Below are 25655 nucleotides of genomic sequence, written 5' to 3'. Positions count from 1 at the left end.
CGCGTTCGTCCTCAAAGTCGTCACGCCCACACGTCGGACACCGAGTCTCATTGTGGAACTGCCCGAGAGTCTGCTGGCTCATGCGTCACCTCCGTCAGCGACAGCGTTCGACTTGTGGGGCGCATCTATGGACTGCAAGACTCGTTCGAAGTCCGCTTTCGGGATGCGCCAAACCTTCTCCTCGGCGTCGAACTGCGCTGTCGGCAGCTCCGAGAAGAATCGGAGATACGCTTTGAACGAGTCGCTACGCATTTGACCTGTGCTACTGAACTGGACTGTGGGAGCCGTCGCCTCGTCGTGAGCCGCATCGTGGCACTGGCGACAGAGGAGGGCAAGATTGGACAGCCTATCGGACCCACCTCGGCCACGCGGCACGATGTGATGCACGTCGAGGGTCGTGTCGGGACCCGAGGCACCACAGTTGACACACTGGCCTCGATCCCGCTCGATGACGGCTTCCCGCTTGTCTCGATTCATCGTTGTTTCTACCACGGACGGTATGGAAACCCTCGTTTACCCACAATCTGGCTGTTGTGAGGTCAACAGAGGCCATTCAGCCGTGGTATCGAGTCAACTATTCGTTACCTTTTTCCAAAAGTCTATCGAAGGTAGAGACGACGAAAATAGAAAAACATTGTATCTAAAAACTATGGTAACCAATAACAATGATTCGGCCGATGACTTTGATGCTGAGACTCCAATTTGGAAACTTGCCCCGTCAGAGCAGTTGATTGCTGCTAAGGTGATGCAAGCTAACGCAAGCCGAATGCAAATCAACGGTATTTCAGATGATGTAGTAGAGCCTGAGGATGTCGAGTGGGTTACTGCTGACAGGCAAAGGGGAATACTGACGACCCGTGATCGAAAGTACATCAGGGGTGGATTAGAACTTGACAAACAAGCAGAGAGAGACTTGAGATACAGGATCAGACAAAGAATAAAACAATCAATTTACGATATCGAGGGAATATCTCAACTTTATGACCAAGATGAGATAGATACCATATTCAAAAACTTGGGGCCGTCAAATGTACATTTAGCGAAGGAGATATGCTCTTTCGGTCTTCGCTGTTGTCAGGCGATATCGAATAATTCAGAGGGCTTGTCGGAATCTGATCTATTTGAAAAGATAATATCTTCTGCAATTAAATCAAGTTTCAGGTGGTCAAGTAGCGAGACAGTGGGTTCCGCATTAGTAAACATAGATTTTGAAATCATAGAGTTTAGCCAACCAGAACTCAAAGAAAGAATACTAAACGGCAAGGCAAGTCGTGCCGAATTTGACAAGTATAGAAATCACGGGTCTATTCGTACACTGATAGCTGAAGCTGAAGAACGTGGTTTAGAGGAGATCCGCGTGGATGACATGGGAATAAATGCTGTATATGAGCTGGACGAACTCAAAGAGCAACAGAGCGAACTGAGAGATTCGTCAATTTCACTCCAAAGTTTAATAGATGATTTTGAACAATAATGCCGAATGAGTATAAGATACGGTTAGAAAATCGTATAAATTGGAGGGTGATTGGTCACGTAAAATGTGTCCTCACGGTCCGATCCGCTTGATCACAGACTATCAGTAGTAGGTGATATGAGCGGATCATTATATTTTCTCCACAGAGGCTCTGTGATCTACATCTTGAACCCCCTGCTACTCGTCAACCAATTGTGCGGAGTCGCCCACGCTATTGCTCCACCTTCCAGTTTGATTGACTGGGGGTCGCCCGTCTTGCCGTCCTCGCAGAAGGGTGCAAGCGACCAGTGCGGGCGTTGATTCGCCACATACTGCATGGTCGCCGCCGTCATGGGAAACGCCTCACGACCTCGCTGGTCCAACACATAGAGCCACGTATCTTCGGATACCTCATCAGCTCTCGGCGGGTCATGAAGTACCATCCCCGCGTCTCGCTCTCCTGGTTCGACGGGATGATCCTCTGCAAACGCACCGTCTGTGTTCCGCACGTGAGAGTCGACAGCAGCTTGTGCTACCTCCACAGCTACCTCGTCGTCAGGGTCGTCGACGTAGACAAGGACGTGACGATGGGGTGTTGCCGCCGAGACAGTCGTTGCTGTGATCGCCACGTACTCCGAGTCGTAGTCTCGAAGGTGGTAGTCGAGAACATCGCGGACGTTGCCCCACGAGTCGTGGAGTCGATTGTCGAGTTTCACAGGTTCCAACCATCGTCCGCTCCGTCCGATGGGCGACAGGCGAAGCGAGAGAAAGATTTGAGTTACGTCCTCAAATTGCTGGAAGGTATCTCGCTCCGCACCGAGGAGCTTGCCATGCTTGACGCGAGTCCGTTCTAAGGCAGAGGTTCGGTCATCGGAGTTGTAGGAAGATACCTGATAGACCAAGTACGCTTCCCGTGCCCGCTTCAGCGTCATCGGTTGAGGAAGAGGGCACTCCTCTTGGGCGTAGAAATTTCTGAAAGAAGTTCTGTCGTCGTAGAGTGGATCGCAGGCGTCAGGACAGCTGCCGCACCCGCACTCTACCAACGGTTTGGGAAGATTCTGCACGTCGTAGCTCGGATGTGCGAGTCGGGTCTGACGGCGGGACTTATGATCGACTCGACCAGGATCAGCGGGTTCCGTCTCCTCTGTTGTGGAGTCGGAGAGAGACGGTTCGGATGTTTCCGATGATGGACCATAGTAAGCAGGCTTTGAGACCTGCTCTCTCGCCGCCTTTCGTGTAGCTTTCTTCGCATCGGCAAGACTGAGTTCGCTCACGTTTCGATCCCTCCATCATCGGTATCCGTGTCGGCATTATCATCGGATTCGTCGATCTCAAGTTCGGGATCAAATTCGTCGAATATGTGTTGAAGGACTGTCTCGGGATCGTCAGTCGCCGTCCCTTCGGCGTGTTGACGGACATGCTCGGATTTGGATAGAACAGTTAGGTTCTCGGGCACGTCGATGGCGTGAGGAGAGCCCAACAGGTGGTGGACATCGTTCCCCTTCTTGAACACGTCCTTGGCGTGGAAATCTTCTAAGGCGACGACTTGGTGGATATAAACGAGATAGTTGACCCCCTCGTCATCACGTTCGAGTAACATGATCTTCCCATCATCGTCGACAAACCGATAGATGGACTGGCGATCCTTTTCACGGTTTGAGGGGCGGGTGTCGATTCCAAATTTATTCATCCAGTATTTGACCGTCGGCTGCTTGATATCGAACTGATTAGCGATCTCATACTGGCTCTTACCCTCTTCATGGTAGAGTCGGCGTAGACGGTCTTCGTCCTTCCACGGCTCAACTCGGGGCTGTCCGTACTCTGCACTCTCAATGCCGCTATCGCGGCTGTCGTCGTTGGCTGACATACGTTGATAGTGTCAACCGACCCCGAGGTGCCACTCTCGGCCACCGTCTCTATCGACAGAGAGACGATGATCTTTTGATTTCGGAGCGCCAATGAGAAGATGACATCCAAGTTCCCAATTGGTGTCAACTTCTCGGTGAACGCCGTTCATAGCGGGGTTCACCGCGATCCTTCAACTCACAGAGACGCCTCGCTCCAGAGGCATCTACATCGGAGAGCATAGATGTCGGTCTTGGTACTATATTCGGCTCCCCGCCGTAAAAATTCTTTGAACATGATAATGACTGTATTTGTGGCTTTCAGCATATTCAGGGGCCTATATTCATCAAAATTTCCTGGATAAATCTTATAAAAGGTCTAAGATGTCACATCTGCATAAGAGTCGCCGCTAATCCCTCAGTTGTCCACATATTTTAAGTGCCTTGCCCCCGACATTTTAGATAACGAAGTGCGGGATCTCCGAGCTAATCGGACAAGCAAACCCCCTGGCACCAACGACGCTGAAACCGCGTCATCGGCACCGTCGAACCACCGAGCCATGTGACGTTGAAGCCAGCATACCTCAACGTGGCTATCCCACATATCGCATCATTCCCTGTGGGAGCGGTTCTTTCCCCGACGACTAAGGGAGGTGGATTAGACTGGGAACAGGGTGTCTCTGATATCCACGACTACACAGAAGGGAACTAACAACCCCCTTACGTGTGCCAATAAGGAGTTATACAACGTTTCTGGGTGAGGGTATATTCTTACAGCAACACAGTATTAGATAATGCTACTGTTGATATGGATTATTCATACCTTCTGAATCATATGCTGGTGAACTAAGCGGTGCGACAGGGGAAATAGGAACAGGAAGCTACAGATCCCAAGTGTAGCATTTTGGGTGCAACTGCCGCGTTGTACGACTTTCGGATGAAGCCATACAGCTTACCATTATTTATTGAAATACTGGTTAATCTTGGATAAGACTCCAGATTGGAAATCAATGATACATAATTTAGACAACATTATTGGGTGGTGGTTGCGTTTTATCCCTTACCTTTATTTCACAGACAAAATAGGTACACGACATGACCACTACCGAGTTTATATGGTTGATCGGGTCACCTATCTCTCTCCTATTGTTGGGGTTCCTCGGATGTTGCTGTCAACAACAACAACAACAGCAACAACAGATTGTGACTGGAAATGATGATGACGGCCCAAAGCGTGTTTGCCCTGATTGCGGGATGGAAAATCCACCCGAGGCAGATTACTGCGGAGACTGCGGATTTTCTTTCAAAACGGAGGGCAGCGACGGCGATGAGTGACTCCCCTGATAATCAGTTCACTTTTGATCAGGTTGACAAATCCAATGCGGCCGAAGTAAGAAGATATCATGAGGAAAAGATGGAGCGAGAGGCAGAAAACATTCCTGAGGGCCAGGAGCCACTATATTTAAGAGGCGATCCGACGCTTCGAGGCGCGGTTGTATTTGGCCTATTCATTCTGGGTACAATAATTGGTGTGGCTATGATGCCAGCCTCACCCGAGGCAGGGACTATTTTTGGCCTGATGACTGCAGGAGCAGCATGGCTCACGATAACAAGATCGGGGGTAGTGTTTAGACGGACCTTCCGTGACCACAACATGGATCTCGACACAAATAGCCAGCAACAACAGCAGAGTTCATCATCGAAACCCAAACAGATCTGTTCAAACTGCGGGTGGCGGAACCCACGCACCAACAACTACTGTCACGACTGCGGTACTGGGTTGGACTCGGAATAGATGGGCAACCTGCTCAACAAGATATTTCGCGCGTCTCAAGTCTTCCGCTCATACCCTCTTTGCCACTCTCGTCCTGACCGTTCATTCTGCTATCAGGGACGACACTTCGGACTTTGTGCGCGGTGTACGACGATGTATCTTGGCGGATTACTGGTAATGGCGGGGGTTCCTATCTGGAAACCTATTTCTCCCGTTGTGTTGGTTGCCGTCGGAGTGGTATTGCTTCTCCCAGGCGGGATCGATGGGACAACGCAAATGTTTGGGCATCGAGAAAGCACCAACAGATTGCGTGCAGTGACTGGTTTCCTATTGGGTGGTGGTGTCGTTATCTGCGTTTACGCTGGGATCTCTCTGTTATTGGCGGTATAGTCTGATCTGCGAGTCTGGATTGTCGGTAGTATTTTCAATCAAAGAGACATCATCTACAAACGAACCGACGGATGGCGACTACCCGCCGACACAGCGTGTATGGATACGAACGCGGGGGGTCACAGACACCCACAGATCACTGGTGTGTGACTCATTCAGTTATGCGCCACAAACAAGTGAAAACTACGCCCCGTCTTTCGGGTCGCCAGCCAGCGTATACTCCGCCGAGTCGTCCTGCGGGTCGTACCCCAGCACCTCCTTCGCGCGGTCGATGGCGTAGTACTTGCGCTCGTTGTCGGAGATACCGTAGACGATTTCGTAGTCGTAGTCGGCGCGGATACAGCGGTCGAAGAGGTGGGCGCAGTCGCGGTAGGAGAGCCACATCGCCTGTCCGCGCTCGTAGTTGCGGGGCGGGTGCCCCTCGGTGAGGTTGCCGATGCGGACACACACGACGGAGAGGTCCTCGGCGTCGTGGTAGTAGCGCCCGAGCGTCTCGCCCGCGGCCTTGCTCACCCCGTAGAGGTTGCCGGGGCGGGGCAGTTCCGTGCCGTCGAGGCGGTAGTCGTCGTCGGTGCGGTACATCTCGGGCGTGCGCGCGTCGGTTTCGTAGGCCGAGACAGCGTGGTTCGAGGAGGCGAAGGCGACTTTCTCGACGCCGGCCTCGACGGCCGTCTCGAACACCGTCTGCGTCCCGTCGATGTTGTTCTCGAGGACCGAGTTCCACGGTGCTTCGGGCCGCGGGTCGCCCGCGAGGTGGACGACGGCGCCGACCCCCGCCATCGCCTCGGCCATCTCCTCGTCGTCGGTCACGTCCGCGACGATCACGTCGTCCTCGTCGACGCCGGCCGGCAGCCGGTCGCTCGACAGCGGTTCCCGGTCGAGCAGTCGCCACTCGTGGGCGTCGCCGATCCCGTTCAGGATGGCTTGCCCGACGCGCCCGCCCGCGCCAGTCAGTAACACCGGGTCGTCCATTCGGGCGTCAAGAGGACGACCGAACTCAAGTAAGGACCGGTTCGGGGTGATGGACAGGGCTTACGCCCCGCCGGACCGACCGGACGGTATGGTCACCGACGCGCAGCAGGCCTGCTTCGAGGCCGGCATCAAGTTCGGCTCGCTCTATCACCAGTTCGCGGGCACCCCCGTCTCGCCCGACAGCGCTCCCAGCCTCGAACGCGCCATGGCCGAGGCCATCGAGAACCAGCCGTTCTGTGCGTCGGTGTCGGTCGACATCGACGCCGACGCCCTCGCCGAGGCCACCGACGACCACGGCTACGTCGAACTCACCGGCCGGTTCATGGAGGTGGAGATGCGGATCGAGTACGAGGGCGTCGTCGTCCGGACCGCGATGGAGATGGAGGACGGCTACCCGCTGATGCGGCTGGTCGGCGTCGAATAGCCGAATCACCCGGTCGAACCCCGCCGTTTCACTTTCACTTTCGGGCGTGCGTTTAACTCACACGCCGGCGAATCGGCGGATATGAGTCAGACGACGCTCGGCGACGACGAGCTCTTCGGCGAAGCGGCGGAAGAGATGCGCGCGGACGTGGAGGAGCATCTGGACCAGGCGCGCGCGGAACTCCCCGCCGCGGCCGACGTCTGGGAGACGGAGGCCGACAACGTCCTCGGCGTCCTGAACGGCCTCCGGTCGGCGCTCGACGCCGGCGACGCCGAGGAACACCTCCGGCAGGCGAAGAAGTGGTACACGATGGGCGAACGCGCCGACGCTTTCGAGGATGCCGCCGACCTCGCGGCCGCCATCGAGGACCTCGAATCCCTGATCGACGCCATCGGCGAGGCCCACGACGACGTGAGCGACCTCACCAACGCGATTCCGGAGCTCCGCGGGTCGCTTCAGGAGTTCGAAGACGAGGAGACGGAGGAGTAACCTACCCCGACACGTCGCGGTCGGCGACGGCCGTCAGGAGGCGGTCGAGCGCCTCGGCCGCCCGGTCCAGCAGTTCGTCGCCGAGTTCGGCGTCGCCCGTCCCCGGGTCGCCCACGACCCCGTTCTCGGTGAACTCCGCCGAGTCGTGCGCGAGGTTCGTGCTCGACACCCAGTCGCCCCAGCCGTCGCTCGCGCCTGCCCGGGCCTCGTCGATCCGGTCCTCCCGGACGAGTTCCGGGTGGGTCGCCCGCAGCAGTGCCGTCTCCAGCGGCCCGCCGTGGCCCATCTCCGAGCTACGGTCGCCGACCGCCTCGAACCACGTGAACGGGACGGCGTAGGCGTCGTCGTGGCGGGAAATCGTCGCCGTCACCTCCCCGAGCGCGGGGACGTTCCCCCCGTGGCCGTTGACGACGATCACCCGATCCATCCCGTGGTGGGCGAGACTGCCCACCACGTCGCGGACGTAGCTCCGGAACGTGTCGGGCGACACCCAGAGCGTCCCGTCGAAACGTCGGTGTTCCTCGGCGACGCCGACGGGAATCGTCGGGGCGAGGGCCACGGTCTCGTCGTGCCGGTCAGCGCCCGCTTCGGCGACCGTCTCGGCGTGGTAGGCGTCGGTGCCCAGCGGTGCGTGGGGGCCGTGTTGCTCGGTGCTCCCCACCGGCAACAGGGCGAGGTCGGCGTCGGCGTCGCGAACGTCCGTCCAGGTGGCGTCGCTGAGGTGCATACCGCATCCTCGGGGTCGGGGGCCTTCAACGCCCGGCCGTCCCCCCCTCGCCGATACGCTTAGGGTACATCGTGGTGACTGTTCTCATGGAGCGTACTGTATGTCGGACGACACCGCCGACGACCGCGACGGGCTCGAACCGATACGCGTCCTCCACGTCGACGACGACCCGGACTTCGTGGAGCTGGCGGCCACGTTTCTCGAACGCGCGGACGACCGGTTCGTCGTCGAGACGGCGACGAGCGTCGACGAGGGTCTCGACCGCCTCGCCGAGACGGACGTCGACTGTGTCGTCTCGGACTACGAGATACCCGACCGGGACGGCATCGAGTTCCTCGAACGCGTCCGTGCGGACCACGACACCCTCCCGTTCATCCTCTTTACCGGCAAAGGGTCGGAGTCGGTCGCCAGCGAGGCGATTTCGGCCGGCGTCACCGACTACCTTCGGAAGCGGACGGGCGCCGAACAGTACGACCTGCTCGCCAACCGGATCGAGAACGCCGTCGACGCCACCCGCTCCCGTCGCCTGCTGACCGAACGGACCCGGCGACTGGAGACGCTTATCAGCAACCTCCCCGGTGTCGTCTATCGTTGTCGCAACGAGTCCGGGTGGCCGATGGAGGCCGTCGCTGGCGAAGTCGAGCGACTCACGGGCTACACCGACGAACAGCTGGAGCGTGGCGACGTGTCGTGGGGCGAGGACGTCCTCCACCCCGAGGACCGCGAGGCGATATGGGACGCCGTCCAGGAGGGCCTCGTGGCCGACGACGCGTTCGAGGTCACCTATCGGATCGTCACCGCCGACGGGACCACGAAGTGGATGTGGGAGCGCGGTCGCGTGGTGACGTCCTCGAACGGGACGGACGTGCTGGAGGGATTCATCACCGACATCACGGATCGCGTGGAGCGGGAACGAGAGCTCGAACGTCGGACGGACGAACTCGAATCGAAGTACCGGCATCTGTTCGAGGAAGCGCCGATCATGGCGGTCGTCACGCGCGTGGAGGACGGCCGGCCGGTCGTCGACGACTGCAACCGACAGTTCGTCGAGACGCTCGGCTACGACCGCGACGACGTCGTCGACGCCGAACTCGCGTCGTTTTACACGCCCGAATCGCGGCGCAAGCTACTGGACGGCGGCTACGACCGCGCGCTGACTGGCGAGTTCATGCGCGAGAACCGGGGACTCGTGACCGCTGACGGGACGGTCATCGAGACGGTACTGCACGCCGTCCCCCGTCACGACGCCCACGACGAAATCGTCGGCACCCTCGCACTCTACGTCGACGTGGCCGAGCGGAAGGCGCTCGAACGACAGAAAGAGCGGCTGGAGGAGTTCGCCAGCATCGTCTCTCACGACCTGCGAAACCCCCTGAATATCGCGCAGAGCCGCACGCGCCTGGCGCGCGATGACTGCGACACCGAGCATCTCGAGCACGTGAGCCGCGCCCACGACCGTATGGCGTCGCTGATCGACGACCTGCTGATCCTCGCCCGGAGCGGCGAGGGCGTCGGCGAACTGGAGTCGGTCGATCTCGCGGCGCTCGCCGAGCGCTGTTGGGCGAACGTTCCGACCGCCGACGCGACACTCGTCGTGGAGACGGAGCGAGCGATCCGGGCGGACCGGAGCCGGCTGCGACAGCTCCTGCAGAACCTGTTTGCGAACAGCGTGGAACACGGTTCCACGGGCAGCGAGGGACGAAGTCCCTCGGGCAGTCGGCCGGCGGCTGACGACGCCGTCGAACACGGCGGCGCGGACGTGACGGTCACCGTCGGCGCTCTCGACGACGGGTTCTACGTCGCCGACGACGGTCACGGCATCCCCGAATCGATGCGCGAGACGGTGTTCGAGGCGGGGTACTCCACCGCCGAGGACGGCACCGGCTTCGGCCTCCGCATCGTCGAACGGGTGGCCGACGCCCACGGCTGGAGCGTCGACGTGACCGAGAGCGAGGGCGGCGGCGCTCGATTCGAGGTTCGCGGCGTCGAGTTCGTGGAGCGACCCTAGTCGTCGTTCGACTCGGAGCGAAGCTCCACGCCGTCGGTCCGGGCGCCCCGCCGCGTCGCCCGCTCGACGAACTCCTCGGGGAGGTCCTCGATTTCCCCCGCCTGCACCCCCCAGAGGCTGGCGTAGAGGCCGTCCGCGGCGAGGAGGTCCTCGTGGGTGCCGCGTTCGACCACCCGACCGTCGTCGAGGACGACGATCCGATCCGCGTCTTTCACCGTCGAGAGGCGGTGGGCGATGACGAACGTGGTGCGGTCGGCAGTGAGTCGATCCAGCGACCGCTGGATCAGCATCTCCGTCTCCGTGTCCACGTCGCTGGTCGCCTCGTCGAGGATCAGTAGCTCGGGGTCTTTCAGCATCGCCCGCGCGATGGCGAGGCGCTGGCGCTGGCCGCCCGAGAGCTTGACGCCGCGCTCGCCGACCATGGTGTCGTAGCCGTCGGGGAGGTTCGTGACGAACTCGTGGGCCTCGGCGGCCTTGGCCGCGGCGACGACGTCCTCGTCGCTCGCGTCGAAGGTTCCGTAGGTGATGTTCTCTCGGACCGTCCCGTAGAACAGGAACGTCTCCTGACTGACGTAACCGATGGCGCTCCGGAGGCTGGCGAGGGTCACGTCGCGCACGTCCCGGTCGTCCACCGTGACCGATCCCGAGTCCACGTCGTACATTCGGAGCAGGAGCTTCAACGCGGTGGATTTCCCCGCTCCCGTGGGGCCGACGAGCGCCAGCGTGTCGCCCCCTTCGGCGGTGAAGCTCACGTCCTCGAGGATGGGGTCGTCGTCGTAGCCGAAGGTCACGTCGTCGTACTCGACCCGGCCCGCGTCGACGACGAGTTCCTCGGCGTCCGGTCGCTCGTCGATGCCCGCGTCCTCGTCCATCAGGCCGAAGATGCGGGCGGCGGAGGCGTACGCCCGCTGGTACATGTTGATGATCTGCCCGAACTGCGCCATGGGCCAGATGAACCGCTGGCTGTAGAGGATGAAGGCGACGAACTCGCCGGGACGGAGCGTGCCGGTGAAGATCCACGGTCCCTCGCCGCGGAACACCCAGAGGCCGCCGATGGTGAACGTGAGCGCGAACCCGATGCCCGCGAGCACCCGGAGGCCGGGAAAAAAGCGGATGCGCGTCTCGATGGCGTCCCAGTTGGCGTCGAAGTAGTCGCCCGAAACGTCCTCCACCCGGTCGGCCTCGTAGCCCTCGGTGTTGCTCGTCTTGATGACCTGGATGCCGCCGAGGTTGTTCTCCAGTCGGGAGTTCACCTGTCCGACCGTCGACCGGACCTCGGCGTATTTGGGCTGGATCGTGTTCACGAACCGGTAGGTGAAGAAGGCGATGAGCGGGACGGGAAGCAGCGCCACGACGGCGAGTTGCGGGTTCATCCAGAGCAACAGTGCGGCGATGCCGACGACCATCACGCCCAGCCGGAACGCCGAGTTCAGTCCGTCGTTGAGGAAGCGTTCGAGGCGATTGACGTCGTTCGACAGCACCGACATCATCTCCCCCGTCTGCTTGTCGGCGAAGAAGGTCATGTTCAGGCGCTGCATCGCGTCGTACGTGTCGGTCCGGATGGCGTGTTGGACGTACTGTGCGAACCGGTTCCAGCCCCAGTTGCGGACCCAGTGGAGGCCGGCGCCGCCGAGAAACGAGAAGAGGACGATGCCGACGACTAGCCAGAACTGCGCCTCGGGGTCGGTCGGGAGCCACGCGGTCGGCACCAGCGGGAGGGCGAACGCGCTCTCGTCCAGGAAGATGGCGTCGACGGCGATGCCGAGGAGGAGCGGCGGCAACAGGTCGAGAAAGCGGGCGAGAACGCTGGCGGCGACGCCGACGGAGAAGGGGCCGGCCTGCTCGCGCCCGTACTCGGCGAACAGCCGTCGCATCGGGTTGGCCGTCCGCTCCCGCTGCTCCTCGAAGGGGTCGTCGTCCGCGGGGACGTCCATCGCCCCTTCTCGGGTCCGCGCGGACAAAAGGTTGACCCGCCGGAGATTATCATGTGGAATAACTTCACCGTCGTCCCTTTTGCCGTTCGGAGCCATCCGCTGGACATGTCGGACGCTGCCGAGACGCTCGATTCGGACGTCGGCGAGGAGTTGGACGGGGAGATCGAACAGAACATCGACCGGCAGGAGGGGTACGACCACGAGGCGGCGAGCGAGATTCAGACCTCCCTCGCGGAGCTTCAGGGCAGTTCCGAGGAGATCGCCGAGCGGACGCGGGAGATCACGGCTCACACGACCGAGCAGTACGAGCGCATGACGGAGGTGACGAGCGAGATCTCCAACCTGAGCGCCGCGGTCGAGGAGGTCGCGTCCTCGGCGGAGCAGGTGGCGGCGGCGAGCGAGCGGGCAGACGAGCTAACCGGCGACGGTCACGAGGCGGTCCAGCGTGTCGCGGCCGCCATGGAACAGATCGAGGAGTCGACGACGAACGTCGTCGAGGACGTGCGTGCCGTCGAGGCGGCGGTCGCCGAAATCGACGAGGTGGTCGAGATCATCAACGACATCGCGGACCAGACGAACCTGCTTGCCTTGAACGCCAACATCGAGGCGGCGCGAGCGGGTGAGGCGGGCGAGGGGTTCGCGGTCGTCGCGGACGAGGTCAAGAGCCTCGCCGAGGAGTCACAGGAACACGCCGCCGACATCGAGCGCCGGGTCGACGGTATCCAGTCCTCGACCAGCACCGCCGCCGAGAGCCTCGACGAGACGCAGGCTGCCGTCGGGGAGGGTGTCGACGCCGCCGACGAGGCCCTCGCCATCCTCGACGACATCGACTCCTCCGTTTCGGAGGTGAACGACGGCATCGACGAGGTGGCCGAGGCGACCGACGAGCAGGCCGCCGGCCACGAGGAAATCGCCAGCATGACCGAGAACGTCACCGACGACGCCGAACGCGTCGTCACGGAGACCGAAGAGATCGCCGACGAGATCGACGACCAGACCGAGGAGATCGAGGACATCGACCGCGCCATCGAGGAACTGGTCGCGGAGCTATAGCGACCGCGCCTCGACCGCCGGATCGATCCCCGCGGCGTCGAGGTCCATTCGCACGCGTTCCCGGAGCGGATCGGGCACCGTTTTCCGCCCCACGGGCACCGCCGTCTCCCCGTCCCCTTTCACTTTCCAGTAGAGCACGCAGTCGCTCGGCGCGTAGTATTCGACCGCGTACCGCTCGCCCTCGCCGCGGTAGTGGACCCGTGCCGCGAACCCCTCGGCGTGCCAGCCCTCGCGGTCGGCGAGCGAGTCGAGGCTCATCGATCTTCGATCCGTATCCGGTCGCCGACTTCGACGCCCGTCTCGTTCGTGTAGCCCATCGGGACTTCGAGGACGAACTTCGCCCGCCCCGTATACTGCGTCAGGTCGCCGTCCGACTCCACCGGCGCGTGGTGGATGGTCGTGATCGTGCCGTCCGCGTCGACGAACACCATATCGAGCGGGAAGGCCATATCGCGCATCACGAACGCGCGGTCGCTCTCGCCGTCGAACACGAACAGCATCCCTTGCCCGTCGTCGAGCGCGTCCGTGTCGCTCAGGCCGGTGTACTGTTTCGGCCACGTATCCGCGACCCAGGCGTCGACCGTCGCCAGTTCCGTCCCGTTCGCGTCGAGGAGGACGACGGTCGCCGTGTCGTAGTCGCTGCCGGGGGTCGAGACGGGCGCCGTCGTCGTCGTGGTACTCGGGGCGCCATCGTCGGCCGACGCGGACGGCGTCGGCGTCGCACTCGGCGCCGCCGGTTCCATCCCCGCACAGCCCGCACCGAGGACGAGGCAGGCGACGAGGAGGGCTCGGATCGCTCGACTGGACATCGTACACTGGACGAATCGCCCGCGCGAGGGTAAGGGTTTCGCGAGTCGAGACAGAAACCGTTATTCGGTCGGGGGACGGTGTTTCCGGTGCGGGCTCGTGGTCTAGTTGGTTATGACGCGGCCTTTACAAGGCCGAAGTCGGTGGTTCGAATCCGCCCGAGCCCACTCGGATTTTGTGACGAGCCGAACGGCGAGTCACAAATCCGTGACGTGAGGGCGGTTCGAGCCCAGAGGACGAGCGAAGCGAAGTCCTCGTGGTTCGAATCCGCCCGAGCCCTGTGCGAGCGTCAGCGAGCACGAAGTCGTAACCGCCCTTTCCACTCCCTACGCCGCACTCGCACTCGCCCGTACGTCCTCCGTTCCCTCCGGCACGTCCACGGAGAACGTCACGCGCTTTCGCTCGTCGGCGTCCATGTCGGTCGTCTGCGTCTCGTCGAGTAGGACCGTCCCCTCGCCGTCGAGGAGTTCGAGGGTCACGCTCACGGTTCCGGCGGCGCCGTCGTTCCGTACGGTGACGAAGATGTCGGTGTCGCCGATCAGGGCGTCGATACCCTCGTCGACTTCGGTGTCGACGACGGTCGGTTCGGGACCCGAGAGCGCGCTACATCCCGCGAGACCGGTGGCGAGCGTCACCCCGACTCCACCGACGACGGCACGTCTGGAAGGCATGGGCGAGCATCGGCCACGCGGGGGTAAGGGCCTTCTGGCTCTACAGCAGTCGAATCAGCGAGTTCTCCACCTCGCCGGCGACGGTGACGAACCGGCCCTCGCGGCGGAACTCCTCGACTGGCTGCCCGACGTGGCGGAGGCGAATCTCCTCCTCGATTGCCGCCCGATCGATCGTCGCGTCCGGCGGGAGGACGTACGTGCGCTCGGTCCACGTGCTCGCCCCGCGAACGTCGAGGCGACGGCCGGTGGCGACGGCCTTGCTCAGGGCGTACTCCTCCGCGGCGGGCTGGAGTTCGCGCCCCGTCACGTAGTCGGCGTCGCCGAAGTGGTCGACGAGGAGCGCGAGGCCCTCGTCCGCGTCGGTCCGAACCTCGCCGGCGGCGTGTTGCTCGACGCCCCGTTCGAGCGGCGCCGTCGCCGACGCCTCGGTGCGGACGCTGACGAGCACGTCCGGGTGGAGGCCGACGACGCGCAGTTGGCCCTCCTCGGTCCGCGTGAACCGCTGGAGGTCGTCGACGTAGCCGTCGGCGTCGAAGCCGGCGCCGTCGAGGGCGCTCCGGAGCGCCGCGGGATCGAACGAGCCGCCGGCGACGCGGTAGGACTCGTTGGCGACGCTGGAGTGGTTCACGGTCAGGACCGCGTCGAGGCTCGACACGGGCACTTCGAAGCCGAAGTAGGCCGCCGTCCGCTGTCGCCAGTAGGTGTTCAGCGACTCGGCGAACGACCCGGTGGCGTCGGCCCGCACCGCCGAGAGCGAGAGGTGCGTGAACTCGTAGGTGTACGGCGTGACGGGCGTCGGCGCGACGAGCCACGAGCGGTAGGGGGCGAGCGACCGGGCGCCGGGGGTGGGCGTCGGCTCGGGCGTGGCCGTCGCGGTGGCGGTGGCCGTCCGCGTCGCGGTGGGCGTCGGCGTCGCCGTTTCGGTGTCGCCCGCCGACGCCGACGATCCGCCGTCCGAACAGCCGGCGAGGCCGCTCACGCCGGCCAGTGCGAGGAGGTAGGCACGCCGCTGCATCGCCCGGCGTTGGGAAGGGAGTGACTTATACTCGTTCCTCGCGTGAACAAAGCCTTTACCGGCGCCAGCGCGTATCGGTGGATAATGGTACTCGACAATCTGGGGAGTTCCCTGCGCGGCACCCTCTCGAAGCTGCAGGGGAAGTCCCGCCTCGACGAGGACGACGTCTCGGAGGTCGTCAAGGAGATTCAGCGCTCCTTGCTCCAGGCCGACGTCGACGTCTCCCTCGTGATGGACCTCTCGGACGCCATCGAGACGCGTGCCCTGGAGGAGGAGCCGCCGGCCGGCACGAGCGCCCGCGATCACGTCCTCAAGATCGTCTACGAGGAACTGGTCGACCTGATCGGCGAGTCGACGGAGATTCCGCTGGAACCGCAGACGATCCTGCTCGCCGGCCTGCAGGGGTCGGGTAAGACCACCTCCGCCGCGAAGATGGCGTGGTGGTTCTCGAAGAAGGGGCTCCGCCCCGCCGTCATCCAGACCGACACCTTCCGCCCCGGCGCCTACGATCAGGCCGAGCAGATGGCCGACCGCGCCGAGGTCTCTTTCTACGGCGATCCCGACGCCGACGATCCGGTCCAGATCGCCCGCGACGGGCTGGAGGCGACCGCCGACGCCGACGTGCACATCGTCGACACCGCCGGCCGCCACGCCCTCGAAGACGACCTGATCGACGAAATCGAAGAGATCGATTCCGTCGTCGACCCCGACCGCTCGCTGCTCGTCCTCGACGCCGCCATCGGGCAGGGGGCGAAAGATCAGGCCCGCCAGTTCGACGACTCCATCGGCATCGACGGCGTCGTCATCACGAAACTCGACGGGACGGCGAAAGGTGGCGGTGCCCTGACCGCCGTCAACGAAACCGAGTCCTCCATCGCCTTCCTGGGTACCGGCGAGACGGTGCAGGACATCGAGCGCTTCGAGCCCAACGGCTTCATCTCCCGGCTGCTGGGGATGGGCGACCTCAAACAGCTCTCCGAACGGGTCGAGCGCGCCATGGCCGAGACGGGCGACGAGGACGACGATTGGGACCCACAGGATATCATGAAGGGGTCCTTCACGCTGAAGGACATGCAAAAGCAGATGGAGGCGATGAACAACATGGGGCCGCTGGATCAGGTGATGGACATGATCCCCGGCATGGGCGGCGGCCTGATGGATCAGTTGCCGGACGACGCCATGGACGTGACCCAGGACCGGATGCGCACGTTCGACGTGGCGATGGATTCGATGACCGAGGAGGAGTTGGAGAACCCCCGCGTCATCGGGCAGGAACGCGTCGAGCGCATCGCCCGCGGCGCCGGCGTCGACGCGGAGTCGATCCGCGAACTCCTCGAACAGCACAAGATGATGGAGCGGACCATCAAGCAGTTCCAGGGGATGGGCGACGGCGACATGCAGCGGATGATGAAGAAGATGCAACAGGGTGACGGCGGTGGCGGCGGGATGGGCGGCATGGGCGGCATGGGCGGTCCCTTCGGGTAGGCACATTTTTTTGTGGGAGACGGTCCCAAAGCCCCCCGTGTCGCTCGTCTCCCATCGCTGGGTCGCCCGTCTCCGCACCCTCGACGTCCTCGCGCTGACGGCGCTGCTCTGGTTTCTGGCGAAGTTCCTCCGTTACGCCTTTCCGCCCCTGTTCGGCACCTTCCAGTCGACGTACGGCGTCTCCAACACCGAACTCGGATTGCTGTTCTCGGCGCTCATGGGCGGGTACGCCGTCATGCAGTTCCCGTCCGGCGCTCTCGCGGATCGGGTCGGAACCGTCCGCGTCATCGTCGGCGGGGCCGTCGTCGCCTCCGCCGCCGCCCTCGCGCTTTTCCTCTCGACGTCGTACGCCCTCCTCGTCGTCGCCGTCGTCGGCATCGGCGTCGGCACCGGTGCACACAAGACCGTCGCCATCACCCTCCTGACGAGCGTCTACACCGAGCGATCCGGGCGCGCCCTCGGCCTGATGGACTTCGTGGGTGAATTCGGCGGCGTCCTCGCGCCCGCCGCCGTCGTCGCCGTCCTCGCCGCGGCGCTCCCTTGGGAGTCGCTCTTTCTCGCCGCCGCCGTCGGCGGCCTCTGTCTCGCGGGTGCGTTCGCGGTGCGAGTCCCCGCCCGCCTCCCCGACGGCGACGCCGACGCCGGTTTCGACGCCGACGACGGCTTTCGCTCGTATCTCACTGCGTTCGCGGCGCCGCGCTTCTCCGCGTTCGCCTTCGTCGCCGTCCTTCTCGGCCTCGCCATCAGCGGCATCACGGCCTTCCTCCCGCTCTTTCTGGAGACCCGAGCGGGTATCGACGCCAGCCTCGCCGGCCTGCTGTACAGCGCCTTTTTCGTCGTCTCGGCCGTCCAGCCCGTCACCGGTGACCTCGCCGACCGGCTGGGACACCTCCGCGTCATCGCCGTCCTCCTCGCGCTTGGCATCGCGGCGCTCGTCGTCCTCGTCGTCGCTGGCGTCGGCCCCCTGACCGTCGGCGCCGCGACGGTCGTCCTCGGCGTCGGTCTCCACGGTCCCCGCCCCGGCCGCGACGCGCACCTGATGAACCTCATCCCCGACGACGTGGCGGGCGGGACGCTCGGCGTCGTCCGCACCTCGATGGTGGGGATGAGCGCCGTCTCCCCGACCATCGTCGGCTACCTCTCCGACGTGGCCTCCTTCTCCGTCGCGTTCGGCGCGATGGCGGCGGTGTTGGCCCTCGCGATGCTCGTCGTCACCGCCCTCGCGCTCACGGAGCCGTGAGGCTCGACCGCTCGCGGTGATGTCCGTGCAGTCGCCCGACTTTTCATCCCGGCCCGCGTTGCCCCCGACGATGACCGTCCGCGAGGTTGCCGTCGAGGCGTACCGCGAGGCGCTTCCCGCCCTCGGCGCCAGCCTCGTCGGTGGCCTCCTCGCCGGCCTCGTCCTCGGCGGGATGCGTTCGGATCTCCGCGCCGTCGAGGGCCTCCTCGTCCTCGTCCCCGCCCTCCTCGCCACCCGCGGCAACGTCTACGGCTCGCTCGGAGCGCGGCTGGCGACCGGCCTCCACCAGGGCCTGATCGAACCGCGGATCCGCGCCGGCGACCGCCGCATCCGCGCGGCGGCGGCCGCGGCGCTCGCCAACGGCATCGTCGCCTCGGTGTTCGCCGCGACGGCCGCGGTCGCGATTCTGTCGGCGCTCGGCGCGCCCGTCGCGAGCCTCGGACGACTGGTCGGTATCGCCGTCGTCGCCGGCCTCCTCTCCGGCGTGACGCTCGTCGTCGTCGTCGTCACCGTGGTCTTCGCGGGCTACCGCCGCGGCTACAACCCCGACACGCTCGTCGGGCCGCTGGTCACCACCACCGGCGACGTCTTCGGCGTCCTCTTTCTCCTGATCGCGGTCCGAACCGTCGCGCTCGTCCTCGGAGGGGTCTGAGTGGCGACCGACTGGACCGTCCGCGCCATCACGCGGGCGATGCTCCCCATCCTCCTCCTTCTGACCCTCGTCGAACTCGGGAGCGGACTCGTCCTCGGGAGCTTCGAGGACACCCTGCTCCGCTACCCCTCCCTGCTCGTCCTCGTCCCCGTCACCATCGGCACCGCGGGGAACCTCGGGAGCGTCCTCGCGGCCCGCCTCTCGACCGCCTTCCACCTCGGGACGCTCTCCTTCGCCCCGGACGACGAGACGCTCGCTGGCAACGCCCTCGCCACCGTCGCGCTCGCCGCCACCGTCTTCCCCGTCGTCGGCCTCGGCGCGTGGAGCCTGAGTGCTCTCACCGGAGCGACCGCCCTCTCGCCGTGGACGGTGCTCGCCGTCTCGCTCACCAGCGGCCTCTCCCTTGCCGTCCTCGCCGTCCTCGTCACCGTCGTCGCCACCTACGCCGCCTACCGCCTCGAACTCGACCCCGACGACGTGGTGATCCCCGTCGTCACCAACACCTGCGACGTGCTCGGCGTCGTCCTCCTCTATCTCGCCGTCCTCGTGTTCGTCTAGCGCACCCGGACCGTCCGCTCGCGCGGCCCGTCACACTCCACCAGGAGAATCGACTGCCACCGGCCGAGCGAGAGGTCGCCGTCCACGACCGGTACCGTCTCCGACGGTCCCAGCAGGAGCGCCCGGAGGTGCGAGTCGGCGTTCCCGTCGAGTTGGTCGTGTTCCCACCCCTCGTCGGGGACCAGATCGGCGAGAAACGTCCGTATATCCTCCAGCAAGCGCGGTTCGGCCTCGTTGACGACGACGCCCGCGGTGGTGTGGTCGACGAAGACGGTCGCCGTGCCGTCCCGGCCGTCCGGGACCGCCGCGGAGACTCGGTCGGTCACGTCCACCACGTCGAGGCGGGCGTCCGTCGAGACGGTGAATGCCATACCCGTCCTCGCACGCCGAGGCGCAAAACGACCGGGGTAAGCTATTCGGTACCACGTGTCGTACGGCCGTCATGGTCGACAGCCGCGACTACGCGTTCGAGGGGGTTCGGCCGGAGGTTCACGACGACGCCCGCGTCAGCCGCGAGGCGACGCTCGTCGGCGACGTACGCGTCGGCGCCGACGCCAGCGTCTGGCCCGGGGTCGTCCTCCGGGGCGACGTGGCGCCGGTCGACGTCGGCACCGGATCACACGTGGGCGACAACGCCGTGTTGCACGCCGTGTCGCTCGGGGAGCGGGTGATGATCGGCCACGGCGCCGTCCTGAACGAGGCCACGGTCGACGACGGGGCACTGGTCGGGTTCAACACGACGGTCAACGCGGACGTCCACGTCGGCGAGCGCTGTATCGTCGCCTCCGGCACCGTCGTCCCCGAGGGGTACGACGTTCCGCCCGAGTCGTTCGTCCGCGGCGTGCCCGCGCGGGCGACGCCGCTCGCCGAGACGGACATCGACGCCGACGCTATCTTCGAGGACTACAGCACGGGCGGGTACACCGACCTCGCCTCGCGTCACGAGGAACTGTTCTGAGCGGCGGGTCGAATCGGCTTGCCGTCTTCAGTCGGCGGCGCGACGTGATCCACGACCGTGGCCACGTCGCGCCTCGCCGGTCACCCTTCGTCGTCGGGTCGAATCGGCTTGCCGTCTTCAGTCGGCGGCGCGACGTGATCCACGACCGTGGCCACGTCGCGCCTCGCCGGTCACCCTTCGTCGTCGGGTCGAATCGGCTTGCCGTCTTCAGTCGGCGGCGCGACGTGATCCACGACCGTGGCCACGTCGCGCCTCGCCGGTCACCCTTCGTCGTCGGGTCGAATCGGCTTGCCGTCTTCAGTCGGCGGCGCGACGTGATCCACGAACCCCTCCACGTCGGGTTCGTGGACCGTCACTTGCACCTCGATATCGCCGAGTTCGTCCGGGTTGCCCACCGCGAAGTTGATGACGCCCTCGAACGCCGCCTGCTTTTTCAGCGCGAACGCGAACCCATCCTCGTCGGCGCGGCCGAAGAACTCCTTGCGCGCAGTGTCGAGGATCTCCTGTTCGTGGAGCCGTTCGGCGAACGCGTCCATCGAGTGAGCCTCGGCGACGAGTCGCCCCGGCTCCTCCCGAAGCTCCGCGTTCGGGAACAGGTTCCGAACCGCGTCGGCGACGCGGTCGGTGACCTCCGTATCGCGGACGGGCGCGATCACCCGCACGTCGATCCGGTAGATCATGGCTCGGCCTCCAGCAGGTCACGAATCCGCGCCCGGAAGGCGTCGAGCGACCCCGTGTTGTCGACGGTCACGTCCGCGTCGTCCATCACCGCGTCCATGCCGAAGCCGCGTTCGCGCTCCTCCCGCGCTCTGAGCGCCTCGCGGTCCGCGTCGGAGGCGTCGCGCTCCCGGTCGGCCAGCCGTTCGACTCGCGTCTCGAACGGCGCTTCGACGTTCACGACGACGAAGTCGTCGCCGAAGGCGTCCTCGAAGCGCGCCACCTCGGCGGGCGAGCGCAGGCCGTCGACGAGAACCGTCTCCGACTCCTCCAGTGCGTCCCGGATCAGAGGCAACGAGCGCTCCGCGATGGCCGCCTCGCCCTCCTCTTCCCGGAGCGCCTGCGCCACCTCGCCGTGGTGCTCCGCCGGGTCCAGCCCCCGGTCGCGACACGCCTCGCGGATCACGTCGCCCATCGTGACGACCGGGACGCCGGCCTCGCGGGCGACGGCCGCCGCCTCGCCCTTGCCACTTCCCGGAAGCCCGACGGTACCGAATACCCTCATCGGTACCCGCTACCCGTCTCGCGGCCTTATACCCTCTGACCGCCCACCGCGCGACTTTTCCCCGCGCTCCGCCTCCCTTTCACATGGCCCAACGCTCGCTTCTCACCCGTGCCCTCTGGTTCGTCGTCGTCGGCTGGTGGGCGACCCCCGCCGTCGTCAACGCCGCGTGGTTCCTCTGTGCCACCGTCGTCGGCGCTCCCCTCGGCGTCAAACTGATCAACCTCGTTCCCACCGTTCTCACCCTGAAGGAACCCCGCTCGCTCGGCGACCCCGACGCCGCCGTCGGCCAGCGGTCGCTCGGGGTTCGCGCGCTCTATTTCGTCCTCGTCGGCTGGTGGCTCGGGTGGCTCTGGGCGAACGTCGCCGCCTTCCTCGCCGTCACCGTCGTCGGCCTCCCCATCGCGATTCCGATGTTCGACCGCCTGCCACTCGTCACGTCGCTGTATCGCTTCGACGGCTGAGGTTTCTACGGCCCGTCGTCCCTGTTCGTCCCCTGGTTCCGGCGAACCAGCGGAAACGACTTACGACGGGTCTTATCGAACGGTTTTTTGATGCGCCCGTCGTTCCGTCGGTGGGGGCACGTAGCTCAGTCCGGATAGAGCGTCGGACTTCTAGCCACACGCGACCCCGTGTGTGGGAAGTCATCCGACGGTCGTGGGTTCAAATCCCATCGTGCCCGCTATCTGCGAACGTCAGTGAGCAGTAGCGGCTGCTGGGATTTGAATCAGGGAGCGGCTTTGCCGCGACCGTGGTTCAAATCCCATCGTGCCCGCTCACTCCCTTCGGTCGTTCGCGGCCACGATGTAGTCCCGTTCGTTCGCTTCGCTCACTCACGGGACTCCCATCGTGCCCGCTATCCGCGAACGGTAGTGCGTCGTCGCGACTACTGGATGGGAGGCGGCGTCGTCGGCCGGGGTCACGTAGCCGGAATTCCATCCGCTTCGACTTCGCTCGGCCTCGTCGGGGACGATGCTGTCCGCCGATCGAAACACCGCCGTGCGTAGGCTTAATGCCCGCTCCCTTCTGGGGGCGACCATGGATACGGGGTCCGAAACGAACGACCGGACCACGACGGTTCGACGACTCGGCGGTGCGGGCTTCTTCCTGACCGTTGCCGGCGTGCTCCTGCTTTCGCTTCCTACTTTCCTCGTGGCGCTTCCCGGGGTCGTCTTCGCTGGCGCCGGACTCGTTTTGCTCGCGGCCGCGGCGTCCGTCCACCTGGCTGGGCGTCCGGCGCCGCCGGTGTCGCTCGGGTTCGCCGCCGTCATCTGGCTGGCTGGGACGATTTTCATCTTCGCCGGCACGAGACGCGGCCGCTCGCTGGTTCCGGTGGGCGCACTCGCCGTTGCCCTCTTGGGATACCCACTCGGTGTCTGTCTGCGCCGGCGGCGGTGGACGTGGGCCGCCGGCACCGTCGTCTTGGCTGCGGTCGCGACCGGTGTTACTACCCTCCTGCAAACTAGTCCGTTCCCGATGGGTGCTTCCGTCGGCGTGCTCGTCTTTGGTGGGTTGCCTGCGCTTCCGCTGTTCGCACTGGGCTGGCTGCTCGGTCGCAGGGAACAGGTGGCAAGCGACGCGTAGCTACCGGTACACAATCCGTCTCAGTCGAACCCGTAGCGCTTGTGCGCCTCGTCGATGTCCACGATCTCGATCACGCGGACTTCCTCGTTCGCTTCGAGTACGTCGTAGAACGCGGTGTGAGTTCGTCCGATATGCAGACGATAAAGCTCCTCGCCCTCGATCACCAGTTTCTCTTTGTCACCGGACCCCGAATCCGGTCTCGGATACGGATCGTCCGCTAATTTCCGGAGATTGTCCGTCACGATGCGCGTGCTCTTCTCGTCTAGCGCGGCGACGTACTCACGGGCGTCCTCCGCGAGGAGAACCTCATAACTCATCGAGCGACGTCAGTTCGTCAGTGTCTGCTTCACGGACTTCCGTCGCTCGTTCGGCGAGTCGTCGGCGCTGGTGTTCCCGGATCAGTTCCCCGAGCAGGTCGTCGTACGTCTCGCCCGCGCCCTTGAGCTCGTTCAGTTCCTTCCACCGCTCCTCCGTGACCGGGATTCGTTTGCTGGCGTTGGACATACGTGCTGATACCTCTGTTCAATCCTTACAACGCTTACAGCGAAAAGGTTTGGGTGGACGAACTGCGTTCGCTACCATCGGGGTTGCATATCGCCAGCGAACCGGATCCCAACGTGCCCGTTTTTCCCCTCGACGAACCACCGGTACTGACGGACAGTACCCCGCATCAGTCGATGCCGGCGGCCGAGTCACCCGTCGCCGCGTCGAGTCTCGCGTCCTCGGCACCGTCGGCCTCGATTCGCTCGAGCCACGCCGCGAACTCGGCGGAGGCCATGATCTCGTGTTCGCGGGCGAGCCCCAGATAGACGGTATAGCACATCAACAGGAGGACGGCCGCGAACGGGAGTCCGGTCGCGATGGAGGCGGCCTGGAGCGCGGTCAGGCCGCCACCGACCAGCAACACGGCGGCGACGACGCCCTCGGTCAGCGCCCAGAAGACGCGCTGGACGACCGAGCCGTCGTGTTTCCCTCCCGAGGTCAGGTGATCGATCACCAGCGATCCGGAGTCCGAGGAGGTGACGAAGAACGTGACGACCAACACGACGCCGAGGACCGACATCGGCACCGTCAGCGGGAAGACGGCGAACAGTTCGAACATCGCCGTCGCCACGTCGGCGTCGACGGCGTCGACGAGCGTCCCCGCCGTCTCCAACTCGACGAACAGCGCCGACCCACCGAAGACGGACATCCAGAAGAACGAAAACAGCGACGGCAGCAGGAGGACGCCGAGGACGAACTCGCGGACGGTGCGTCCCTTCGAGATGCGGGCGATGAACATGCCGACGAACGGCGACCACGATATCCACCAGCCCCAGTAGAATATCGTCCAGCCGCGTTGCCACCCCGACCCCCCGGCCGTCTCGGTCCAGAACGCCAGTTCCGGGAGGACGCCGACGTAGGCGCCGATGCTCGAGACGAAGGTTCCGAGGAGGTACAGCGTCGGTCCGACGACCACCATCAGGCCCAGAAGCAGGCCCATCAGGTAGAGGTTGGCTTCGCTGAGTCGACGGACGCCCCCGTCGAGTCCGGCGGCCACCGACAGCGTCGCGATGGCGGTGATGATGCCGATGAGGACGACCTGCACCCACGTCGCCTGCGGCACCGTCACGGGGAGAAACTGCCCCGACAGGACGGCGAGGCCGGCGTTGATCTGCTGGACGCCGATTCCCAGCGACGTCGAGAGGCCGAACAGCGTCGCCATGACGGAGAGCACGTCGATGACGTGTCCCGGCCACCCGTAGATGCGCTCGCCGAGCAGCGGCCAGAAGATCGACCGGAAGGTCAGCGGAAGGCCGCGGTTGAACGAGAAGAAGGCCAACCCGAGACCGACGAGCGCGTATATCGCCCACGGGTGGAGTCCCCAGTGAAAAAACGTCGTGGCCATCGCCGCGCTACCGGCCGCGGCCGTCCGGCTTTCCACCCCGCCGAAGAAGGGTGGTACCGTCCCGAAGTGGAATATCGGTTCGGCAACGCTGAAGAACATGAGACCGATGCCCATCCCGGCGCTGAACAGCATGGCCATCCACGAGAAGTCGCTGAACTCCGGTGTCGCCTCGACGCCGCCGAGGCGGATGGTGCCGAACTTCCCGAGCGCGAAATAGAGGATGACGACGATGAAGACGTTCGCCGAGAGGATGTAGAACCAGCCCGCCGTCGCGAAGATGCCCGTCTGAACCGCGTCGAAGACGGCCTCGGCTTGCGATCTGAAGACCAGCGTGAGCGTAACGAACAGCGCGATCACCAGACAGGCGACCGGAAACACCCGCGGATGGACGTCGAATTTCCACTTGCGGACGTTGGTGTCGCCGGGTTTGCGCTCGGTGTCGGGGTGGAAGAGTTCGACCTGGAGGCCCTCGCCGGACTCCCCGACAGCGTCGTCTTCCGGGTTCACCGG

The 25655-nt window shown here is 64.3% G+C and carries 30 protein-coding genes and 2 tRNA genes; 16 read left to right on the top strand and 16 right to left on the bottom strand.

Features of this window, described 5'->3' with window-relative positions:
• Positions 1 to 78: 78 nt before the first annotated feature.
• Complete coding sequence (locus DU484_RS20660; RefSeq protein ID WP_114604898.1) at positions 79 to 477, bottom strand: HNH endonuclease; 399 nt, start codon at positions 475 to 477, stop codon at positions 79 to 81.
• A gap of 22 nt (positions 478 to 499) precedes the next feature.
• Between DU484_RS20660 and DU484_RS19330 the strand changes: the two genes are divergently transcribed.
• The gene (locus DU484_RS19330) at positions 500 to 1474 is read left to right on the top strand and encodes a hypothetical protein (RefSeq protein ID WP_157969472.1); all 975 of its coding nucleotides are present in this window, start codon (positions 500 to 502) and stop codon (positions 1472 to 1474) included.
• A 158-nt stretch (positions 1475 to 1632) separates the two neighbouring features.
• On the opposite strand, the gene DU484_RS01400 is transcribed toward DU484_RS19330, so the two are convergent.
• Positions 1633 to 2727: a hypothetical protein gene (locus DU484_RS01400; protein ID WP_157969471.1), complete on the bottom strand. Its 1095-nt coding sequence runs from the start codon at positions 2725 to 2727 to the stop codon at positions 1633 to 1635.
• Entirely contained in the window at positions 2724 to 3320 is a 597-nt protein-coding gene (locus DU484_RS01395) for a hypothetical protein (RefSeq protein WP_114604896.1), read from the bottom strand. Before DU484_RS01395 ends, DU484_RS01400 begins: the two co-directional genes overlap by 4 nt.
• A gap of 1190 nt (positions 3321 to 4510) precedes the next feature.
• Between DU484_RS01395 and DU484_RS19325 the strand changes: the two genes are divergently transcribed.
• Positions 4511 to 5092 (top strand): hypothetical protein, encoded by a 582-nt coding sequence (locus DU484_RS19325; RefSeq protein ID WP_157969470.1) that lies wholly within the window; start codon positions 4511 to 4513, stop codon positions 5090 to 5092.
• Positions 5093 to 5461 (top strand): DUF2085 domain-containing protein, encoded by a 369-nt coding sequence (locus DU484_RS20655; protein WP_114604895.1) that lies wholly within the window; start codon positions 5093 to 5095, stop codon positions 5459 to 5461.
• Between the two features lie 183 nt (positions 5462 to 5644).
• Here DU484_RS20655 and azf read toward each other — a convergent pair whose 3' ends face one another.
• Positions 5645 to 6433: an NAD-dependent glucose-6-phosphate dehydrogenase Azf gene (gene azf / locus DU484_RS01385; protein WP_114604894.1), complete on the bottom strand. Its 789-nt coding sequence runs from the start codon at positions 6431 to 6433 to the stop codon at positions 5645 to 5647.
• An 88-nt stretch (positions 6434 to 6521) separates the two neighbouring features.
• On the opposite strand from azf, the gene DU484_RS01380 reads away from it, so the two are divergent.
• Together DU484_RS01380 and DU484_RS01375 are read left to right on the top strand one after the other, a co-directional pair.
• Positions 6522 to 6857: a dihydroneopterin aldolase family protein gene (locus DU484_RS01380; protein WP_114604893.1), complete on the top strand. Its 336-nt coding sequence runs from the start codon at positions 6522 to 6524 to the stop codon at positions 6855 to 6857.
• 81 nt (positions 6858 to 6938) lie between these two features.
• Positions 6939 to 7346, top strand: a complete 408-nt coding sequence (locus DU484_RS01375; RefSeq protein WP_114584432.1) for a DUF5790 family protein — start codon at positions 6939 to 6941, stop codon at positions 7344 to 7346.
• A 1-nt stretch (position 7347) separates the two neighbouring features.
• Here DU484_RS01375 and DU484_RS01370 read toward each other — a convergent pair whose 3' ends face one another.
• Positions 7348 to 8073 carry a creatininase family protein gene (locus DU484_RS01370; RefSeq protein ID WP_114584431.1) on the bottom strand — a complete coding sequence of 242 codons (726 nt, stop codon included), beginning with the start codon at positions 8071 to 8073 and terminating at the stop codon, positions 7348 to 7350.
• A gap of 100 nt (positions 8074 to 8173) precedes the next feature.
• Here DU484_RS01370 and DU484_RS01365 point away from each other — a divergent pair, with 100 nt between their 5' ends.
• Positions 8174 to 10081, top strand: a complete 1908-nt coding sequence (locus DU484_RS01365) for a hybrid sensor histidine kinase/response regulator (RefSeq protein WP_114584430.1) — start codon at positions 8174 to 8176, stop codon at positions 10079 to 10081.
• Here the strand turns inward: DU484_RS01365 and DU484_RS01360 are convergent.
• Complete coding sequence (locus DU484_RS01360; RefSeq protein WP_114584429.1) at positions 10078 to 12015, bottom strand: ABC transporter ATP-binding protein; 1938 nt, start codon at positions 12013 to 12015, stop codon at positions 10078 to 10080. The genes DU484_RS01365 and DU484_RS01360 overlap by 4 nt on opposite strands.
• Before the next feature lie 105 nt (positions 12016 to 12120).
• Between DU484_RS01360 and DU484_RS01355 the strand changes: the two genes are divergently transcribed.
• Entirely contained in the window at positions 12121 to 13068 is a 948-nt protein-coding gene (locus tag DU484_RS01355; RefSeq protein WP_114584428.1) for a methyl-accepting chemotaxis protein, read from the top strand.
• Here the strand turns inward: DU484_RS01355 and DU484_RS01350 are convergent.
• Both DU484_RS01350 and DU484_RS01345 read right to left on the bottom strand, forming a co-directional pair.
• Positions 13063 to 13326, bottom strand: coding sequence for a DUF7538 family protein (locus DU484_RS01350; protein WP_114584427.1), 264 nt, complete (start codon positions 13324 to 13326; stop codon positions 13063 to 13065). The two genes, DU484_RS01355 and DU484_RS01350, sit on opposite strands and share 6 nt — an antisense overlap.
• Positions 13323 to 13877: a DUF192 domain-containing protein gene (locus DU484_RS01345; protein ID WP_262342818.1), complete on the bottom strand. Its 555-nt coding sequence runs from the start codon at positions 13875 to 13877 to the stop codon at positions 13323 to 13325. The genes DU484_RS01350 and DU484_RS01345 overlap by 4 nt, the downstream gene beginning before the upstream one ends.
• Positions 13878 to 13968: 91 nt before the next feature.
• Here DU484_RS01345 and DU484_RS01340 point away from each other — a divergent pair.
• Positions 13969 to 14042: transfer RNA gene (locus DU484_RS01340), tRNA-Val, on the top strand.
• A 159-nt stretch (positions 14043 to 14201) separates the two neighbouring features.
• Here DU484_RS01340 and DU484_RS01335 read toward each other — a convergent pair.
• Entirely contained in the window at positions 14202 to 14546 is a 345-nt protein-coding gene (locus DU484_RS01335) for a hypothetical protein (protein ID WP_157969225.1), read from the bottom strand.
• 40 nt (positions 14547 to 14586) lie between these two features.
• Positions 14587 to 15561: a hypothetical protein gene (locus DU484_RS01330; RefSeq protein WP_114604892.1), complete on the bottom strand. Its 975-nt coding sequence runs from the start codon at positions 15559 to 15561 to the stop codon at positions 14587 to 14589.
• Between the two features lie 84 nt (positions 15562 to 15645).
• On the opposite strand from DU484_RS01330, the gene DU484_RS01325 reads away from it, so the two are divergent.
• From DU484_RS01325 to DU484_RS01310, 4 genes are all read left to right on the top strand, one after another.
• The gene (locus DU484_RS01325; protein ID WP_114584424.1) at positions 15646 to 17046 is read left to right on the top strand and encodes a signal recognition particle protein Srp54; all 1401 of its coding nucleotides are present in this window, start codon (positions 15646 to 15648) and stop codon (positions 17044 to 17046) included.
• A gap of 37 nt (positions 17047 to 17083) precedes the next feature.
• On the top strand, positions 17084 to 18286 hold the full coding sequence (locus DU484_RS01320; protein WP_114584423.1) for an MFS transporter: 1203 nt from the start codon (positions 17084 to 17086) through the stop codon (positions 18284 to 18286).
• 70 nt (positions 18287 to 18356) lie between these two features.
• Positions 18357 to 18938, top strand: coding sequence for a magnesium transporter (locus DU484_RS01315; protein WP_114584422.1), 582 nt, complete (start codon positions 18357 to 18359; stop codon positions 18936 to 18938).
• Positions 18939 to 19496 (top strand): magnesium transporter, encoded by a 558-nt coding sequence (locus DU484_RS01310; protein WP_114584421.1) that lies wholly within the window; start codon positions 18939 to 18941, stop codon positions 19494 to 19496.
• Here DU484_RS01310 and DU484_RS01305 read toward each other — a convergent pair.
• Positions 19493 to 19867, bottom strand: a complete 375-nt coding sequence (locus tag DU484_RS01305) for a secondary thiamine-phosphate synthase enzyme YjbQ (RefSeq protein ID WP_114604891.1) — start codon at positions 19865 to 19867, stop codon at positions 19493 to 19495. The genes DU484_RS01310 and DU484_RS01305 overlap by 4 nt on opposite strands.
• Before the next feature lie 71 nt (positions 19868 to 19938).
• On the opposite strand from DU484_RS01305, the gene DU484_RS01300 reads away from it, so the two are divergent.
• Positions 19939 to 20454, top strand: a complete 516-nt coding sequence (locus DU484_RS01300) for a gamma carbonic anhydrase family protein (RefSeq protein WP_114604890.1) — start codon at positions 19939 to 19941, stop codon at positions 20452 to 20454.
• 260 nt (positions 20455 to 20714) lie between these two features.
• Here DU484_RS01300 and DU484_RS01295 read toward each other — a convergent pair whose 3' ends face one another.
• Entirely contained in the window at positions 20715 to 21134 is a 420-nt protein-coding gene (locus DU484_RS01295; RefSeq protein ID WP_114584418.1) for an RNA-binding domain-containing protein, read from the bottom strand.
• Positions 21131 to 21676, bottom strand: a complete 546-nt coding sequence (locus tag DU484_RS01290; protein WP_114604889.1) for an AAA family ATPase — start codon at positions 21674 to 21676, stop codon at positions 21131 to 21133. The genes DU484_RS01295 and DU484_RS01290 overlap by 4 nt, the downstream gene beginning before the upstream one ends.
• A gap of 83 nt (positions 21677 to 21759) precedes the next feature.
• On the opposite strand from DU484_RS01290, the gene DU484_RS01285 reads away from it, so the two are divergent.
• The 3 genes from DU484_RS01285 to DU484_RS01275 all read left to right on the top strand — a co-directional run bounded on the left by DU484_RS01285 (position 21760) and on the right by DU484_RS01275 (position 23257).
• Complete coding sequence (locus tag DU484_RS01285) at positions 21760 to 22137, top strand: YccF domain-containing protein (RefSeq protein WP_114604888.1); 378 nt, start codon at positions 21760 to 21762, stop codon at positions 22135 to 22137.
• A gap of 114 nt (positions 22138 to 22251) precedes the next feature.
• Positions 22252 to 22355, top strand: a tRNA-Arg gene (locus tag DU484_RS01280).
• A 356-nt stretch (positions 22356 to 22711) separates the two neighbouring features.
• Complete coding sequence (locus DU484_RS01275) at positions 22712 to 23257, top strand: hypothetical protein (RefSeq protein WP_157969469.1); 546 nt, start codon at positions 22712 to 22714, stop codon at positions 23255 to 23257.
• 20 nt (positions 23258 to 23277) lie between these two features.
• On the opposite strand, the gene DU484_RS01270 is transcribed toward DU484_RS01275, so the two are convergent.
• The 3 genes from DU484_RS01270 to DU484_RS01260 form a co-directional block, all read right to left on the bottom strand.
• Complete coding sequence (locus DU484_RS01270) at positions 23278 to 23574, bottom strand: type II toxin-antitoxin system RelE family toxin (protein WP_114604886.1); 297 nt, start codon at positions 23572 to 23574, stop codon at positions 23278 to 23280.
• Positions 23564 to 23761: a hypothetical protein gene (locus DU484_RS01265; RefSeq protein ID WP_114604885.1), complete on the bottom strand. Its 198-nt coding sequence runs from the start codon at positions 23759 to 23761 to the stop codon at positions 23564 to 23566. Before DU484_RS01265 ends, DU484_RS01270 begins: the two co-directional genes overlap by 11 nt.
• A gap of 166 nt (positions 23762 to 23927) precedes the next feature.
• Positions 23928 to 25652: a BCCT family transporter gene (locus DU484_RS01260; RefSeq protein ID WP_114604884.1), complete on the bottom strand. Its 1725-nt coding sequence runs from the start codon at positions 25650 to 25652 to the stop codon at positions 23928 to 23930.
• Positions 25653 to 25655 lie beyond the last annotated feature (3 nt).

The sequence above is a fragment of the Haloplanus rubicundus genome, from assembly GCF_003342675.1.
In the GTDB taxonomy this organism is placed as follows: domain Archaea; phylum Halobacteriota; class Halobacteria; order Halobacteriales; family Haloferacaceae; genus Haloplanus; species Haloplanus rubicundus.
The sequence above is the reverse complement of the archived record's forward strand: the minus strand, read 5'-3'. Positions and strand labels throughout refer to the sequence as shown.